We start from the raw sequence: 17,248 nt of genomic DNA, 5'->3' as shown, positions 1-17,248 counted from the left end.
CAGGAAAAAAGGCCTGCGGGATAACCGGCAGGCCTTTTGTCATCACTGCTGGCTTGCTTGCGCTTACTGCGGATGGAACTGATGCGCGAAGGTGAATTCGTCGATGCGCGGGGTGTACTTCAGGCCCTTGCGCACGGCCCACGTTGCATACTGGTGATGCAGCGGGATCACGGCGTAGTCGTTCAGCGCCACGGTGGCGGCTTGCTGTGCGAAATCCTGGCGCTGCTTTTCATCGACAGAACTGAGCGAGGACTGCACCAGCTTGTCCACTTGCGGATTGCTGTACTTGCCCCAATTCCACGAGCCCCAGCCGGTGGCGGCGTCGGTGGTGCCGACCAGCGTGCGCAGGCCGAAGTCGCCGGCCAGCGTGCCCCAGCCCAGCAGGGCAACGCTGAAGTCGCCATTACGCGCCTTGCCGAAATAGACCGACAGCGGGAAAGTCTCCACCTTGGTCTGGATGCCGACGCGGCTGAGGAACTGCGCCACGGTCTGCACCACGCGCTCGTCATTGATGTAGCGGTTGTTCGGACCATGCAGCGTCAGCGCGAAACCGTTCGGATAGCCGGCTTCGGCCAGCAGTTTCTTGGCGCCTTCAGGATCGTATTTCTCGACCTTGAGCTTGTCGGCATAACCGAGGATGCCCGGCGCGACGATATTGGAAGCCGGCGTGCCGAGGCCTTCCAGCGTGCGTTCGGTCAGGGCCTGACGATTGATGGCCTTGGAGATCGCCTGGCGGACACGGATGTCCTTCAGCGGATTCTTGTCCAGCGGCTTGCCGGACTTGTCGGTGATGTCAGGCGTCTTGTCGCGCGACTGGTCCAGCGTCCAGAAAATCGTGCGCCACGAGGTGCGCTGCACCAGGCTGAATTTCGGATTGGTCTTCAGCTTCGGCACGTCGGCCGGCGGCACGCTGTCGATGGCGTCGACTTCACCGGCCAGCAATGCCGCCAGGCGGGCGCCGTCCGAAGTCAGGATGCGGAAAGTGACCTTGTCCCAGTCGGCCTTGCCGCCCCAGTAGCTGTCATTGCGGACCAGCTCGATGCTGTCGCCGCGCTCGAAGTTGCCGAACTTGAACGGACCGGTGCCGATCAGCGCCTTGCCGCTGTTGAAGTCTTCGGTGGTGGCGTTTTGCGCGGCCTTTTTGGAGACGATGAAGATGGTGCTGACGTCCAGCGCGAGCGGACCATAAGGCGTCGCGGTCTTCAGGCGCACGGTATAGGGATCGACGATTTCCTTGCCGACGATCTGCTTGGTGTAGCTGGTGAACGGGCCCGGGCTGTTGGTCAGCGTGGCAGGGCGGTCGAGCGAGAACACCACGTCTTCGGCGGTGAAATCGGAACCGTCATGGAACTTGACGCCGCGGCGCAGCTTGAATTCCCAAGTGGTCGGATCGATGGCTTTCCACGATACCGCCAGGCCCGGGATCAGTTTGCCGGTTGCATCGACGTTGACCAGCGCGTCGAACAGGTGCGACGACAGCGAGATGTTCGGGGCGATGTTGTTGAAATGCGGGTCCAGCGTGGACACGTCGGCGAACAGGCCGAGCTTGAGTTCGGCGGCCAGCGATGATTGTGCTGTCAGCGGCAGCACGGCTGCGGCGGCGAGGCCGGTGAACGCCAGGCTGAGCAATTTTTTCTTGAAGGACAATGCCATCACGACTCCCATGAATGATTTGAAACAGGCTTATTTTATGAGGACTTGTTGATGCAGGTGCAACAAAGTTCCTATTTGCTTATGCAGAAAATGCGTGCAAGCGGTGTGACAGCGTCAATGTACATGCATTGGGAATTTCCTGCCGCCGGAACATGCGCGGCAGGGATTCAGCCGGGATGGTGCCGCTGCAGCATCTCCACGAATTTCTCATGCGGGATGGGGCGGCTGAAGAAGTAGCCCTGGTATTCGTCGGAGCCGAATACTTGCAAGGCTTGCAACTGCACTTCGGTTTCCACCCCCTCGGTGACGACTTTGAGTTTGAGCGCGTGCGCCATCGCGATGATGGCCTGGACGATGGCGCTGCCGTTGGCGTCGTGCGGGATGTCGGTGATGAAGGAGCGGTCGATCTTGACGTTGTCGACCGGGAAGCGCTTGAGGTAAGCCAGCGACGAATAACCGGTGCCGAAGTCGTCGATCGAGATCGTGAAGCCGAGCGCGCGGATGCCGTCCATGATGGCGATGGCCTGTTCCCGGTTGTGCATCACCATGCTCTCGGTGATCTCGAATTCCAGGCTGGCGGAGGACACGCCGCGCGCCTGCACGACGCGCTGGATGTCGGCCAGCAGGTTGTCGTCGTTGAACTGGCTGCCGGCCAGGTTGATGGCGATGCGTCCGAACGGCAGGCCGAGCCGGTTGAGTTTGGCGATGTCGGCGCAGGCGCTGTCGAGCACCAGCAAGCCGATCTGGTCGATCAGCCCGGCTTCTTCCGCCAGCCCGATGAATTCGGCCGGAGGCAGCAGGCCGCGCACCGGATGCTGCCAGCGCACCAGTGCTTCGGCGCCGACGATGCGCGAGCTGGTGAGCTCGACCTTGGGCTGGTAATGCACCACGAATTCGCGGCGTTCGATCGCGCGGCGCAGCTCGGTTTCGAGCGCGATGCGTTCGACGGTATGGGTGTTGACTTCGTCCGAGTAGAAGCGGTAGTCGTCCTTGCCGTTGTGCTTGGCGCGGTACATGGCGATGTCGGCGTTCTTGATCAGCGTCTGGGCGTTGGCGCCGTCGGTCGGATAGGTGGCGATGCCGATGCTGGTGCTGAGCTGGCATTCGTGACCGCTGATGTCGAAAGGCTTGCGCGCGACCGACAGCAGTTTCTGGGCGATCTCGCCGAGCTGCAGCGGATCGTCGTAGTCGTCGACGAGGACGATGAACTCATCGCCGCCGACGCGCGCCAGGATGTCCAGCTCGCGCAGGCAGTGTCGGAAGCGCAGCGCGATTTCGCTGAGCAGCGCCTCGCCGGTTTCATGGCCGAAGGTGTCGTTGATGTTCTTGAAGCGATCCAGATCCATCAGGAACACGGCCACCTGGCCGCCACGGTGTTCGGCGTGGGCGATGGCGTTGCTGATGTGCTGCGTGCACAGGAAGCGGTTCGGCAGGCCGGTAAGTTCGTCGTAGTGAGCGAGATGGCGGATGCGTTCTTCGGCCTTGCGGCTTTCGATGGCGACGCTGGCCAGATCGGCCGCAACGCCGGTGAGGTGCAGGTATTCGCTGCTGGGGATGCCGTGCTCCTTGAGCATGGCGGAGAACACGCCGAGGACCTGGCCTTCCCGGCCCATGATCGGCCAGGAGCCGCAGGAAGGGAATTCTTCCAGATTGATGTACTGGCGCGCGTTGTTCATCACCGGGTCGCTCTGGATGTCGCTGACGACGTAGGGCATGCGCGTGATCACGGCTTCGCTGCTGGCGCCGTTGCCGTGCGCGATCGGCATGGTCATGTAGCCGTGCCGCGCGCGGTCGGACAGGCGCGCGGAGATGATCGCCGAGAAGTGCGTGTTGTCATCGTTGAGCATCAGGATGGAACAGATGCTTTGCGGGATCTGTGAATCGGCGAAGAGCACGATTTCCTTCAGGATATCTTCCAGGTCGGCATCCGTCATGACCAGATGCAGGATGCGGTTCTGGGTCGCCTGCAGCAGCTCCGCGCGCTTGCGGGCGCTGATGTCGCGCAGGATCGCGAAAATCGCAAAGCCCTTGTCCAGCTCGGTGCGGTTGATGGTGACGTCGGTGTAGATGATCTTGTGGCGGCGGATGGTGACCCATTCGAACTGCTGCGGCTCGCCGTCGATGGCCTTTTCGATCAGCTTGGCGATGTCCGGCTGTTGCAGCTGCAGGGCGCTCTGGCGCGAGAACAGGCCGACCTTCTTGCCGATGATGCGCTGCTTGTCGGCGACGCCGAAGAACTTCACGGCGGCCGCATTGCAGTCGATGTACAGCATGTCGGGACTGAGCAGGACGATGGGATCGCTACCTTCTTCGTACAGCTTGCGATAGCGGTGTTCGCTCTCGGTCAGTACGTCGTCACGTTTTTGCTTGTAGTTGTAGTAGATCAGGAAGGCGATCAGGGCCAGCACGATGAAGCCGCTGATGCCGATCGACAGCAGGATACGGTTGAGGGTGCGGCTCTTCCATGGCGACAGCACGTCGTCCATGCGGCGGGCGTAGACCGCTACCATGCCCGAACCGGGAATCCTCTTGTAGGTAAACAGCAGGTACTCGCCGGTCAGCGCCGAATATTCCTCGAAGGCGCCTTCGGCCGGACCGTTGCGGATGTGGATCATGCTCTTGGCGTCGCGCAGGCTTCTGTCCAGCCAGGCCTGCTCGAACGGCGAACGGATCATCAGCGAGCCGTCATCCTTGCGCAGCGACACGATGGCCTGGTAATTGGTGATGCGTTTATAGAAGTCGAAGAAATAGGACACCCGCAGTTCGGCCACGATCATGCCGACGTGTTGTCCGCGCATGTAAAGATTGCGGGCGATGGGCAGGACCAGTTCCTGGTTGGAGCGGCTCTTGGCCAGCGTGCCGATGAAATAGTGCGGCAACGCCGGATTGGCGTCGACCTCGCGCAGTTGCAGATCGTTGAGTTCGATCTCGGTCGCACCTACGCGCATCGAACTGGCGCGGCTGACGCCGGTCATGTCGACGAAACGCAGCGATTGCACCGGAGCCAGCGCCTGCTTTTCATTGGAGAGCAGTTGATAGAGGCCGACGTCGTCGTCAAGAATGTGCTGGTCCGCAGTCTGGATGGCGACTGACGCCGACGTCAGCATGTGGTCGATATCGGCCAGTATCCGTTCCGCGTGTTCTTCGACACTGCGTACGGCCACCATGGAGCTGCTTTTTTCGGAAGCGATCGTCAACTGCCGGTCCTGCTCGACTTCCCACCATGTCTGAGCACTGATGACGGCGATGACGAACACCACAAAAAAAAGCAAGGTCCGTAATGTACTGGTTGCCCTTCCTAGCGACTTTATCCCTTTTCCCATTTGGCCAGTATTGAGTGATGTTGCTGTAATCAAAACAAAACCGGTGTCCCCCGGTAGTTGTTCTTGTCCGCGAGGAATGTTGCTTGTCAAGATCGATTCCTGTTCTGTTTCTTCTGTGAATCGTCTTTTTATGGATTAACCATACCGCAAGCAGAATGCTTTGTCATCCGTCGATCAAACGCAGACAGGTCGTTTACGGACAAAGTTCGGCTTCCTTGAGCGAAGGACGATTATTTCCTTGCAAACCAATTCCCTCTGGCAATGCGATAATACGAGGCTTCGGCGGAAGGCGTTTTAATTGCCTATTTTTTGTGCAGGCGCCGGCCCGGAATGCGATCCGTTCGCAATGCACCGGGAAGGCGTCTCCGATACGCCATGTGCACGCGGACGGATTCTACAAGTACGCCGACATTTTCCATCAACAGATCAAAGGGACATTCATGAAGACCAAAGCAGCAGTCGCCTGGCAGGCCGGCAAACCATTGACCATTGAGGAAGTCGAACTGGGTGGCCCCAAGGCCGGTGAAGTGCTGGTCGAGATCAAGGCCACCGGCATCTGCCATACCGATTACTACACGCTCTCGGGCGCCGATCCGGAAGGTATCTTCCCGGCCATCCTCGGCCATGAAGGCGCGGGCGTGGTGGTCGATGTCGGTCCCGGCGTCAAGAGCCTGAAGAAGGATGACCACGTCATCCCGCTGTACACGCCGGAATGCCGCGAGTGCAAATTCTGCCTCTCGCAAAAGACCAACCTGTGCCAGGCGATTCGCTCGACCCAGGGTCGAGGTCTGATGCCGGACGCGACCAGCCGCTTCTCGCTCGACGGCAAGCCCTTGTTCCACTACATGGGCACATCGACGTTTTCCAACTACATCGTGGTGCCGGAAATCGCCCTGGCAAAGATTCGTGAAGATGCGCCGTTCGACAAGGTCTGCTACATCGGCTGCGGCGTGACCACCGGTGTCGGCGCAGTGCTGTTCACCGCCAAGGTGGAGGCGGGCGCCAACGTGGTCGTCTTCGGCCTCGGCGGTATCGGCCTGAACGTGATCCAGGCGGCCAGAATGGTCGGCGCCAACAAGATCATCGGTGTCGACCTGAACCCTGGTCGTGAAGCCATGGCGCGCAAGTTCGGCATGACCGACTTCATCAATCCCAAGGACGTTTCCAACGTCGTCGACGCCATCATCGGCCTGACCGACGGCGGCGCCGACTACAGTTTCGAGTGCATCGGCAACACCACCACCATGCGCCAGTCGCTGGAGTGCTGTCACAAGGGCTGGGGCCAGTCGATCATCATTGGCGTGGCCGCAGCCGGCCAGGAAATCAGCACCCGTCCGTTCCAATTGGTCACCGGCCGGGTCTGGAAGGGCTCGGCGTTCGGCGGCGCACGCGGTCGCACCGACGTGCCGAAGATCGTCGACTGGTACATGGAGGGCAAGCTCAATATCGACGACCTGATCACCCACAAGCTGCCATTGGAACGCATCAACGAAGGCTTCGACCTGATGAAGAGCGGCGAATCCATCCGCTCCGTCGTCGAGTTCTGACGTGGCGCCGGAACTGTTGAGTGGGCACGCCTGTTTCGGCGGCGTGCAGGGTTTTTACAAGCACGACTCGCAGGAGATCGGCCTGCCGATGCGTTTCTCGGTGTTCACGCCGCCGCAGGCGAAGCAAGGCCCGGTGCCGGTGCTGTTTTACCTGGCCGGGCTGACTTGTACCGAAGAGACCTTCATGATCAAGGGCGGCGCCCAGCGTGTCGCCGCCGAACTCGGCATCATGCTGGTGACGCCGGACACCAGTCCGCGCGGCGCGAATATCCCCGGCGAAAGCGACTCCTGGGACTTCGGCGCGGGCGCCGGCTTTTACCTCGATGCGACGCAAGCGCCGTGGAGCAAGCACTACCGCATGGAGTCGTACGTGGTGCAGGAGCTGCGCGCATTGATCGTGAAAGAGTTCGCTGCGGATGCGGCCCGGATCGGCGTATTCGGCCATTCGATGGGCGGTCATGGCGCGTTGACGCTGGCGCTGCGCCATCCGGCCGTCTACCGTTCGGTGTCGGCGTTCGCGCCGATCGCTGCGCCGTCGCAATGCCCCTGGGGCGAAAAGGCGTTCGGCAACTATCTCGGCGGTGATCGTGCGGGCTGGCTGGAGCATGACGCCAGCGCGCTCATGCGCAAGACCGCGACGCCATTCCCGCAAGGCATCCTGATCGACCAGGGGCTAGCTGACAAATTCCTCGCGGAGCAATTGTTGCCGCAGGAATTTGAAGCCGCCTGCGCCGAAGCGAAACAGCCGCTGGAATTGCGCCGGCATGACGACTACGACCACGGCTACTACTTCATCTCGACGTTCATGGAAGATCACTTGCGATTTCACCATCGCATCCTGTCGGCCTGAATGGCCGATGATTCAGAACAATGCCTTCTCGTTAATCGTTCGATACAAGCGCTGATAACGCTCGTGACGCGGCTTGAGCCTTGCGGCCAGCATGGCTGATGGCTTGATCAGGTCTTCGTCGGGCACGCGGCTGCATACCGCTTCGGCAGCTTCGCCGGTGGCAGCCATTCGTGCCAGCCGGGCTGCGCCAAAGGCGCCGCCGAGGTCGCCGCCCCTCGGTCGCTGTAAAGTAAAGCCGCAAGCAGATGCCACCAGCGTCCCCCAAAAACGGCTGCGGGCGCCGCCGCCGACGAATACTGCCTGCTCGATGCGGGTGCCTGCCGCCGTCAATGCTGCGTAGCCGTCGGCCAGCGAGAACGCCACCCCCTCCATCACGCTATAGGCAATCGCCGCAGCATCGGTATTTGAGGTGAGTCCGACGAACATGCCTGTGGCTTGCGCATTGTTATGCGGTGTGCGCTCGCCGTTCAGGTAGGGCAGGAATACTGGCGCTGTTTCCATTACGACGTCTTCGGCCAGTTTAGCAAACGCTGCTTCGCTGCCATGTCCGGTGAGGCGGGTGGCCCAAGACAGACTGGTGGCTGCCGCCAACGTCACGCTCATCTGACACCATCGATCCGGCAGTGCGTGGCAGAAGGCATGCACTGCCTGCGCCGGATTCGGTGAAAAATGATCAGTGGACACGAATATCACCCCGGAACTGCCAAGCGACACCAGCGCGCTGTTGGGACTGACCGCTCCGACGCCCACTGCCGAGGCCGCGTTGTCGCCTGCGCCGCCGGCCACCACGACCGTCCCGCTGAGACCCCATTGGCGGACAAGATCTTCTTTCAGGTTGCCTGCGACCTCGCAACCTTCAATCAGGGCGGGCATCTGTTCGCGCGTCAGGCCGGTAGCTGTCAACATGCGTTCAGACCAGTCACGGCGGGCGACATCCAGCCACAACGTACCTGCCGCATCCGACATGTCAGACACCAGTTCGCCAGTGAGGCGGTAGACAAGGTAATCCTTTGGCAACAGTACTTTTGAAATGCTGCGAAATACGGTTGGTTCGTGCTTTTGCAGCCACAGCAGCTTGGGTGCAGTGAAGCCGGGCATTGCCAGATTGCCGGTAATCTCGCGCGATTCCGGCACCAAGGCTTCCAGTTCGATGCATTCGGCGAAAGAACGAGTATCGTTCCAGAGTATGGCTGGTCGCAGTACGCGATGGCGTCCGTCGAGCAGCACGGCGCCGTGCATCTGACCTGAAATGCCGATTGCACGCACCTCTGCAAACGCGGCCGGTGCAGATCTGCGCAATTGCTCCAATGCTTCGCAGGTCGCTTGCCACCAGTTTTCCGGGCTCTGTTCCGACCACAGCGGATAGGGTCTGCTGATGATCTGTTGGACGGCACTGCTGACGATCGGCTTATTGTCGCCGTCGACCAACATCGCTTTAATCTCGGAAGTGCCGAGGTCGATACCTAAATACATGAATGAATCCTTTTTACTGCATCGCGGGCTGGCTTAGAGCGCTGTTGCTTTGGGTCAGATGACAGGCTCGAAACTTGGAGGGCGACATCTGTTTCTTTTGCAGGAACTGGTGATTGAAATGCGAGACGTTGTTGAAGCCTACCCGGTAGCAGATGTCGGTCACCGGTAGCTCGCTGTGCATCAATAGTTCGCAGGCGCGATTCAGACGCAGATGATTGACGTACTGGACGAAGGTCAGGCCAGTATGCTTGCGGAAGAAGCGCGAGAAGGTTGCGCAGCTCATCCGCGTCAGCTCGGCCAGATCGGCTTCTCGCAGATCGGACGTGTAGTTTTCCAGGATGTAGGAGAGCACCTGATTGATGACGGCGTTGCGACGCTGGTCGACACCCGGATCGTAGCTGGGGCTGGCCAGCATTACGCGCGGCGCACGCGACAAGTAGTCCAGCAGATCGAGGAACAGGATCACGCGTCGCGCATCGCTGGCGGTGAGCATGGCAGACAGGGCTTCATCTGCGCGTACTTCTGCGTCTTCTCCGAACTGCGCGCCGAGACGCGCATCATCGAGCAGGTTTTGCATCTGGCCAAATTCAGGGAACAGGGCCATGCAATCCTGTATGAAGTCGGCGCCGAATTGCAGGACCAGGTCGCGTTCCACGATGCTCACGCGGGGCGCCAGTTCGCTTACCCAGTTGTGCGGAATATTCGGGCCGACCAGCACCAGGTTGCCTGGTCCGAAGTCACCGATGTAGTCGCCGACAAACATCTTGCCGTGCGTCTGCCGCAAATAATGCAGTTCATATTCGGGGTGATAGTGCCAGCGCGCTACTTGGTGCGGGTAGCCGTGAGACCAGACGCGGAATGACTGATACTGCACTTTCTGGATAAGCTCAAGGTCGGGGCGCACGATGTTATCTCCTTTGACTACCTGGCAACAAGGGATATCAATGGCGCAACACAAGGCTGCGACCTGACTCCGCATCGAACACATGTAGGTTGTTGATCGAGACATTAAAGCATACTTGCGTTCCTGTCTGCGGGCAGCGATTGGCCGGCACCAGCGCACTGATTTCATGGCTGGCATGCAGCAGACTGACCAAGGATTCCGCCCCGAGCAGCTCGACCAGATCGACACGACCTTGCACTTCGATGGACTCGTCGTCGACACCCATGATGGACATGTGGTTGGGGCGTATTCCCAGTACTACTGGCTGGCCATGAGCGATTGCAAACAAGGATTGCGGCAAACGCCATTTGGCTGCACCGCTGTCGAGTACCGTCATCCCGTTTTCTTGGCTGGCGACGCAGTCGATGAAGTTCATGGCGGGGGTGCCGATAAAACCCGCGGCGAATTTGGATACCGGATGGTTGTATATCTGCGCCGGCGTGCCGATTTGTTCGATGCGTCCGGCTTTTAACAGAACGATGCGATCAGCCAGTGTCATGGCCTCCAGCTGGTCGTGCGTGACGTAGACCGAGGTAGTCGCCAACTGGCGATGCAGACGCTTGATATCACCGCGCAGCTGAGCGCGCAGCTTGGCGTCCAGGTTTGACAGCGGCTCGTCGAACAGGAACACCGAAGGCGTTTTGATCATGGCGCGACCGATCGCCACGCGTTGCTGCTGGCCTCCCGATATTTGCTTCGGCTTACGCTGCAGCAGCGGTTCCAGGCTAAGCATCTGCGCCACTTGTTCAACTCTGATTTTGATTTCGCTCTCAGGCGTCTTCAGACGGCGCAGACCGAAGGCCATGTTGTCATACACCGTCATGTGCGGATACAGGGCGTAGTTCTGGAATACCATGGCGATATCGCGCTCGCGCGGCGGCAGATCGTTCACCTGCCGCGCTCCGATGTGCAACGCGCCGTCGCTGATATCTTCCAGTCCGGCCATCATGCGCAAAATGGTTGACTTGCCGCAGCCGGAGGGGCCGAGCAAGACGATGAATTCAGCATCGGCAATCTCCATGCTGAAATCATGGACAACCGGATTGCCTTCGTAATTTTTTGCTAGCTTGTCACAAACAATGCTGGCCATGTCGCTCACTCCAATTCGATCTGAATTTTGACGTCGTGCGGGTCAGCACCGGCAGCAGCCTCGAAGGCGGCGACGCCGTCGGCGAATTTAAACGAACGTGAAATGAAAGGTTTGACGTTGATCTTGCCGGAAGCGATCAGAGCCAACGCGCGCGAGAAGATATTGGCGTAGCGGAATACCGATTCGATGCGGATTTCCTTGGTCTGGATCGCCACAATATCGATTGCCACTTTGGTGTTCGGCATGCCCACCAGCACCAGGCAGCCGCCCGGGCATAGCAGATCGAAGATGCCATCGTAAGCTTTGTCGCTGCCGCTGGCCTCATACACAATATCGGCTCCCCAGCCGCTGCTGATCCCGGCGACCATTTCCGGCAGCGATTGTCGGCGCAGGTTGACGGTGGTGATGCCGGGGTAGGGATCGATCACGTCCAGCTTTTCCTGAACCAGGTCACAGATCACCACCCCGCTGCAACCGCCGGCCAGCGCCGCCAGCGCGGTCATCATGCCGATCGTGCCGGCGCCGATCACTACCGCCAGGTCGCCCGGTTTGATGCGTGCTTTCGTGGCGGCCTGCAAGCCGATGGCCAGTGGTTCCACGATTGCGCCTTCGGCGAAGCTGACATTGTCCGGCAACTTGTAAGTAAATGCCGCCGGGTGCGAGACAAATGGTGTCAGGCAGCCGTGGACAGGCGGTGTCGCCCAGAAGCGTACCTTCGGATCGAGGTTGTAGAGTCCCAGTCGGGTCGCGGTCGATTCGAAGTCGGGCACGCCCGGCTCCATGCAGACGCGGTCGCCGACTTTGAGGTTGCGGACCTCTGCACCCACTTCAGCCACTACGCCGGCGGCCTCATGTCCCAGCACCATAGGCTCGTTCACCACGAAAGATCCGATATTGCCGTGTTGATAGTAGTGCACGTCGCTGCCGCAGACGCCTACCGTGTGTATCTTGATCTTGACATCGCGCGGGCCGATAGCCAGCGGCAGATCGATCTCCCGCAGCTGGATATCGTGCTGCTTTTCGAGGACAAGGGCTTTCATCATTTACTCCATCATCTTGTTAATGCAGCGGTCGGCGCTACCCCGTTTTTTGGAATCCGTTTCTTTGTGAAACGAGTTCTTAATCTTGAGTGAATTAACGATGCTTCAGCATCGAATTCAATAACTGACTCAGCAAGCCCAGAAATACCAGTGGCGGCAAGGCCAGCAATACCGTCGATGCGTTGAGCACGCCCCATGGAACTTCCTGTCCCATCGAGGTGAACGTCGCGGCAATCACCGGCAAGGTAGCGGCTTGCTGAGAAGACAGTGTCAATGCCATCATCAGTTCGTTCCAGACCAGCACGAAACTGAACACGACTCCGCCCAGCAAGGTTTTTGAAGCAAGCGGTAAGGCAATACGCCAGAACACAGCATACGGACCGTAGCCGTCGATGAGTGCCGCTTCCTCGATTTCGCGTGGGACACGCTGGAAGGCCGGAATGGAAAGCCAGATAACGGTCGACAGCGTGGTCAACAGATACGTCACAATCAGTGAAAATTTTGTGTCATAGATGCCGAGGTCGATCCAGATCGCCATCAAGGGAATCGCTACCGCAACGGGCGGGAGGAAACGCAACGACAACACGAAGAACTGAATGTCGTCGCGCAGGCGCATGGGATAGCGCGCAATTGCATAGGCGGCAGGAATGCCCAGCAGGGCACCGAGTCCCACTGAAGATCCGACTATCAGAACACTGTTATAGAGACCGGACAAGACTGCCGGTGTTTGCAGCACCTGGCGATAATTTTCCAGCGTCGGCTGAAACACAAAGCGCGGCGTCGGCGACACGATATCCATTAGTTCCTTCAGTGAATTCAGCACCGCCCACAGCACCGGGAACAAGGCTACGCTCAGCAGCATCGCCAGCCCCAGCCAGTTGAGAAGTTTGAGTATGCGGCGTATCGGTTTGCTCCCGGTGGCAGTTTTTTTCAGTACACGAGGCGGCGTTTCGGCATGCGTTTGCAGGTCTGCGATTACTCTTGCCATTTTTTTGCTCGCTTCCAAATGATTGTGAACAGCGCAGTCGTCAATATCATCATCAGGACCGCCATTGCTGATGCGTAGGAGATATCGCCGGACAGGCCGATACCCTGCGAATAGGCATACATATCCAGGGTCTCGGTGGCGATACCGGGGCCACCTTTGGTCATGACATAGATCAGGTCAAAAGAGCGCAACGATTCGATCATCTTGATCAGCGTCAGGCTGACCAGTGGCGCACGCAGCATCGGCAACGCCACCAGCGCATATAGTTCCCAGCTGCGGGCATAATCGATACGAGCCGCTTCCAGCGGTTCCGGCGGCAGGGTTTCCAGCAACTTGAGAACGATCACGGCGAAAAACAGTCCCCATTGCCAGATGTCGACAAAGGCCGCCGCCAACAATGCCAGGCCGGGATCGGACAGGAAGGCGATGTTGCCAAGACCGACAAAACCCAGCAGCCAACTGACGATGCCAAGCAAGGGCGAAAACATGAATTTCCAAAGGAAAGCGGCAGACACGCGCGGCAATAGCACCGGAATGATCAGTAGTACTGAGAGCAGGTTGCGGGTGCGCGGCGTGGTTTTCTCAAACAGCCAGATCGCCAGCAGTACGCCGACCAGCAGGGTGCCAGTTACCGTGACCGCCTCCCATTGGGCCGAAACCTTGATTGCATTGAGAAAGCGACGGTCTTCCATCAGCCGTGAAAAATTTTCGAACCAGATGAAACGACTGTCGGCGTATTGCAGCATACGATCGCGCAGCGCGAGGTATATCGCACCCATGGTCGGCACCAGCGCCAGGACGGCCAGGATCAGCAACGGGGGCAGCAGGAACACATAGGATAGGGAAGTGCGATGACGTTTGTTCATTGTTTTTTCTCGAAAAGCCACGCCTGGCGGTACCGGTGAGGCACCGCCGTGCAATCAGAAAATGTCCTAGCGGCGGTTGGCGCGAGCGCTGACGGCGTCGGTATATTTGGCAGCATCGTCCAGTGCGGCTTTGACATTGGTACGAGTACCGGTGAACAGTTCCTCCAGCACCACACCAAGGTTATCGCCCACCTGCGGCCATACAGGTGACGACCAGATGTTGAGTTTGGTGGTGTCGCTGATTGCATTCAGACCGGTGACGATGCCAGGTTTCACGTGCTGCTTGAAGAAAGGGCTGGCAATTGTGCTGGTGCGGTTATAGTCGCTGAACACGCCATCCTTGAGGCGCGCCTGTTCTTGCTCTTTGCTGCTGGCCCAGGCGATGAATTTGCCGGCGGCCTGGCGGGTGCACTCGTCCTTGCTGCCGTAAGCAGCAATGGCAAAACCGTGGCCGAAGCCAGCAGAAGACAGCGGCGCAGGTGGCCGGGCGTAGCCGACAGTGCTTGCCACCGAGGATTTGCTGGCGTCTTCCATCCAGTCGGCGAATGGCGTGGACTCGATCATGAACGCAACCTTGCCAGCGCGGAAGGCTTCGATCGCATTGCTCCAGTCATAGGTGGCGCTGCCGGGAGGTGCGTATTTCAGCAGATCCATGTAGGTTTGCGTGGCTTTTACGCCGGCAGCGGAATTGAAGCTGGCTTTGCCATCCTTGCCAACCCATTCGCCGCCCATGGCAGTGAAAAAGGGAGACCAGCGCCAGACGTTCATACCTGAGCCGCGTTGACCGCGCGCCACCCAGCCATAAACGTTCGGGGGATTATTCAGCTTCTTGATGGCAGTCTGCAGTTCGCTCAGCGTTTGCGGCACGGCAATGTGGGCCTTTTCCAGCAAATCCTTGCGGTAATAAAGGAAGTCGCCGCCGCCGTACAACGGCGCAAAGTAAGCGACATCCTTGTAGCTCGCCACGGAACGGCGACCCGGCAGGAAATCGTTGTAGTCGTATTCCTTCGGGTAGTACTTCAACAACGGCAAAATCCAACCGGCTGCCGCGAATTCGGCCACATTGGCTTCGTCGACGTAATACACTTGGTAGGCACCAGCTTTGGTGGAGGCATCCAGGCGAGACTTGCCACGGCGGTCGTTTTCGCCGAAATACACGAGGTCGACTTTGGTGCCGCTGGTCTTGCTGTATTCCGCCAAGGATTTTTCCATGGTTGTCAGACCCAATGTTTTTTGTGCGAGAACCTTCAATTGCGGTACGTTGCAGGAGTCTGCCGCGAAAGCCGTGGAGGTCAGTAATGCGAAGCCGGCGAGCGCGCCGGTACAGAAATGTTTATTCATCGTTGTTGTCTCCGTTATTTTTTTGGCAACGCAGTAAAAAATTCAACTGCCGACGCTTACGTTTGACCGACTGTGCCGGCCACGTTTTTTCGCGACAAGAAGGACTATAGGGCTGCGATCGCGATAGTCGCCACCACAAAATGCGTGGCCGATCTGTACTATTTTCACAAATGGAAAGGTCTGTCGATGATCGACAAGTCGCACAGCCAGCACTATTTGTCGTGCTGTAAATTCCGCCAGATTCAGGAATGAGAAAATACGGGGTGATATGAGTTCCGTATTTTCTTTAGTTGTTAAGGTGAATTTCGGTTTGATTCACTGAGATATGATGAGTACTCGCAATTGTGCTTTGACACACCGGAAAAATGTTTGGAGGTGTTTGCGTGGTTCGCGAGTCGAAAGTTCGCTAGCTTTGCGTATAGGTATGCGGATCGGGTGAGGTGCTCACCGCCATGCCGGATGCGGTTGTTACTGCATCGGTAACGTCGTGAACAAAAAAAGCGCTCGTCCCGTGCGGGAGCGAGCGCTTTTCTTTGCGCAAGAGCAGGGTGCGGATCAGTGCGCCGCGGCCGCCGCTTCCGCGCCTGCGTTGCCCTTGGCGGGCTTGATGATCCAGATCACCGGAATGATCACCAGGAAAATCACGCCCGACAGCCAGAAGATGTCGTTGATGCCGATCATCGCCGCCTGCGCGTTCAGGTTGCGTTCGATCAGGCCGGTGGCCTGCTCGGTGCTCATGCCGAAATTGCCGGTGAGATTGCTGAACATCTGCTGCAACGCCGTGCTGTAAGGTGTGGCATGTTCGATCAGCTGGGCGTGATGAACGATGGTGCGGTTGTTCCACGCGGTGGTCGCCACCGAGGTGCCGATCGCGCCGCAGAACACGCGCACGAAGCTCGACAGGCCGGCAGCGGCGGGGATGCGTTCCGGCGGCAGGCCGGACAGCAGCAGCACCGTCAGCGGCACGAAGAACATCGCCGTTGGAATACCCTGCAACAGCGTCGGCAAAATGACCGTCCACTGATCGACTTCCAGGTTGTAGCGCGAGCGCATGAAGAACACGCAGGCAAAGCCGACGAAGGACGCCGTCGCCACCTTGCGTGCATCCATGCGCGGCAGGAACCTGCCGATCAGCGGCATCAGGATCACCGCAAAAATACCGATCGGCGCCGTCGACAGGCCGGAGTCGATGGACCGGTAGCCGAGATACTGCTGCAGCCATTGCGGCAGCAGCACCAGGTTGCCGAAGAACACGCCGTAGCCGATGGAGATCGCCACCGTGCCGCCGAAGAAGTTGCGCCTGCCGAACAGGCGCAAGTCCACCACGGGATGGTCGTTGTTCAATTCCCAGATCACGAAGTAGGCGAAGGCCACCGCCGCAATGATGCCGAGCGTCACGATGGTCGGCGACGCAAACCAGTCCAGGTCCTTGCCCTTGTCGAGCATGATCTGGAATGCCGCCACCCAGGTGATCAGCAACAGCAGGCCGATGGTGTCGATCGGCAGTTTATGCGTGGGACTTTCGCGATCCTTGTAGATCGCCATCGTCATGCCGGCGGCCAGCAAGCCGACCGGGATGTTGATGTAGAAGATCCACGGCCATTTATAGGCATCGGTAATCCAGCCGCCCAGCGCCGGTCCGGCCACCGGCGCGACCACGGCGGTCATGCCCCATAGCGCCAGCGCAAACGAGGCTTTGGATTTGGGGTAGGCCCCCAGCAGCAGCGATTGCGACAGTGGCACCATCGGGCCGGCCACCAGGCCTTGCAGGACGCGCGCGCCCAGCAGGATCGGCAGTGTCGGCGCCAGGCCGCACAGCCACGACGCCAGCACGAACAGCAGCACCGAGGAGACGAACAGGCGCACTGCGCCGATACGCTGCGTCAGCCAGCCGGTCAGCGGAATCGAGATCGCATTGGCCGCTGCAAAAGAGGTAATGACCCAGGTGCCTTCATCGATGGAGACGCCGAGGTTGCCCGAGATGGTCGGGATCGCCACGTTCGCAATCGACGAATCGAGCACGTTCATGAACACCGCCAGCGACACGCACAAGGTGCCCAGCACCAGCTTGCCGCCGGTCAGCGGCGGCGGTGGTGTATAGGTTTGAGGACTGCTCGCCATGGAGGATGCGTCC

At 59.2% G+C, this 17,248-nt stretch carries 12 protein-coding genes; 2 read left to right on the top strand and 10 right to left on the bottom strand.

The features are described from left to right. Window positions 1-63: 63 nt before the first annotated feature. A complete protein-coding gene (locus tag F506_RS15950) occupies window positions 64-1,653 on the bottom strand; it encodes an ABC transporter substrate-binding protein (RefSeq protein WP_053201713.1) in 1,590 nt (529 codons plus the stop codon). A 167-nt stretch (window positions 1,654-1,820) separates the two neighbouring features. Next, window positions 1,821-4,976, bottom strand: coding sequence for an EAL domain-containing protein (locus F506_RS15945; protein WP_053199015.1), 3,156 nt, complete (start codon window positions 4,974-4,976; stop codon window positions 1,821-1,823). Window positions 4,977-5,416: 440 nt separating this feature from the next. On the opposite strand from F506_RS15945, the gene F506_RS15940 reads away from it, so the two are divergent. Continuing rightward, window positions 5,417-6,523 (top strand): S-(hydroxymethyl)glutathione dehydrogenase/class III alcohol dehydrogenase, encoded by a 1,107-nt coding sequence (locus tag F506_RS15940; RefSeq protein ID WP_029363022.1) that lies wholly within the window; start codon window positions 5,417-5,419, stop codon window positions 6,521-6,523. A 1-nt stretch (window position 6,524) separates the two neighbouring features. Then, window positions 6,525-7,373: an S-formylglutathione hydrolase gene (gene fghA, locus F506_RS15935; RefSeq protein WP_053199013.1), complete on the top strand. Its 849-nt coding sequence runs from the start codon at window positions 6,525-6,527 to the stop codon at window positions 7,371-7,373. Between the two features lie 12 nt (window positions 7,374-7,385). Here fghA and xylB read toward each other — a convergent pair whose 3' ends face one another. The 8 genes from xylB to F506_RS15890 all read right to left on the bottom strand — a co-directional run bounded on the left by xylB (window position 7,386) and on the right by F506_RS15890 (window position 17,235). Beyond that, window positions 7,386-8,846 carry a xylulokinase gene (xylB, locus tag F506_RS15930; protein WP_053199010.1) on the bottom strand — a complete coding sequence of 487 codons (1,461 nt, stop codon included), beginning with the start codon at window positions 8,844-8,846 and terminating at the stop codon, window positions 7,386-7,388. A gap of 13 nt (window positions 8,847-8,859) precedes the next feature. Then, the gene (locus F506_RS15925) at window positions 8,860-9,750 is read right to left on the bottom strand and encodes an AraC family transcriptional regulator (protein ID WP_053199008.1); all 891 of its coding nucleotides are present in this window, start codon (window positions 9,748-9,750) and stop codon (window positions 8,860-8,862) included. Window positions 9,751-9,787: 37 nt separating this feature from the next. Further along, on the bottom strand, window positions 9,788-10,879 hold the full coding sequence (locus F506_RS15920) for an ABC transporter ATP-binding protein (RefSeq protein ID WP_053199007.1): 1,092 nt from the start codon (window positions 10,877-10,879) through the stop codon (window positions 9,788-9,790). A gap of 5 nt (window positions 10,880-10,884) precedes the next feature. Further along, window positions 10,885-11,919 carry an NAD(P)-dependent alcohol dehydrogenase gene (locus F506_RS15915; RefSeq protein ID WP_053199004.1) on the bottom strand — a complete coding sequence of 345 codons (1,035 nt, stop codon included), beginning with the start codon at window positions 11,917-11,919 and terminating at the stop codon, window positions 10,885-10,887. A gap of 94 nt (window positions 11,920-12,013) precedes the next feature. Continuing rightward, window positions 12,014-12,781, bottom strand: a complete 768-nt coding sequence (locus F506_RS15910) for a carbohydrate ABC transporter permease (protein ID WP_053199002.1) — start codon at window positions 12,779-12,781, stop codon at window positions 12,014-12,016. 113 nt (window positions 12,782-12,894) lie between these two features. Next, complete coding sequence (locus tag F506_RS15905; protein ID WP_053199000.1) at window positions 12,895-13,773, bottom strand: carbohydrate ABC transporter permease; 879 nt, start codon at window positions 13,771-13,773, stop codon at window positions 12,895-12,897. Between the two features lie 66 nt (window positions 13,774-13,839). Further along, window positions 13,840-15,114, bottom strand: a complete 1,275-nt coding sequence (locus tag F506_RS15900) for an ABC transporter substrate-binding protein (protein ID WP_053198998.1) — start codon at window positions 15,112-15,114, stop codon at window positions 13,840-13,842. Between the two features lie 555 nt (window positions 15,115-15,669). After that, window positions 15,670-17,235 carry a DHA2 family efflux MFS transporter permease subunit gene (locus F506_RS15890; RefSeq protein WP_053198995.1) on the bottom strand — a complete coding sequence of 522 codons (1,566 nt, stop codon included), beginning with the start codon at window positions 17,233-17,235 and terminating at the stop codon, window positions 15,670-15,672. Between the last annotated feature and the right edge of the window lie 13 nt (window positions 17,236-17,248).

Origin of the sequence: Herbaspirillum hiltneri N3, from assembly GCF_001267925.1 — a bacterium.
GTDB lineage: Bacteria > Pseudomonadota > Gammaproteobacteria > Burkholderiales > Burkholderiaceae_D > Herbaspirillum > Herbaspirillum hiltneri.
The sequence above is the reverse complement of the archived record's forward strand: the minus strand, read 5'-3'. Positions and strand labels throughout refer to the sequence as shown.

Excerpts from the sequence above, each read along its gene's own strand:
- F506_RS15950 (WP_053201713.1), bottom strand. The coding sequence starts at position 1,653 with ATGGCATTGTCCTTCAAGAAAAAATTGCTCAGCCTGGCGTTCACCGGC.
- F506_RS15945 (WP_053199015.1), bottom strand. The coding sequence starts at position 4,976 with ATGGGAAAAGGGATAAAGTCGCTAGGAAGGGCAACCAGTACATTACGG.
- F506_RS15940 (WP_029363022.1), top strand. The coding sequence starts at position 5,417 with ATGAAGACCAAAGCAGCAGTCGCCTGGCAGGCCGGCAAACCATTGACC.
- xylB (WP_053199010.1), bottom strand. The coding sequence starts at position 8,846 with ATGTATTTAGGTATCGACCTCGGCACTTCCGAGATTAAAGCGATGTTG.
- F506_RS15920 (WP_053199007.1), bottom strand. The coding sequence starts at position 10,879 with ATGGCCAGCATTGTTTGTGACAAGCTAGCAAAAAATTACGAAGGCAAT.
- F506_RS15915 (WP_053199004.1), bottom strand. The coding sequence starts at position 11,919 with ATGAAAGCCCTTGTCCTCGAAAAGCAGCACGATATCCAGCTGCGGGAG.
- F506_RS15910 (WP_053199002.1), bottom strand. The coding sequence starts at position 12,781 with ATGCTGCTGAGCGTAGCCTTGTTCCCGGTGCTGTGGGCGGTGCTGAAT.
- F506_RS15905 (WP_053199000.1), bottom strand. The coding sequence starts at position 13,773 with ATGAACAAACGTCATCGCACTTCCCTATCCTATGTGTTCCTGCTGCCC.
- F506_RS15900 (WP_053198998.1), bottom strand. The coding sequence starts at position 15,114 with ATGAATAAACATTTCTGTACCGGCGCGCTCGCCGGCTTCGCATTACTG.
- F506_RS15890 (WP_053198995.1), bottom strand. The coding sequence starts at position 17,235 with ATGGCGAGCAGTCCTCAAACCTATACACCACCGCCGCCGCTGACCGGC.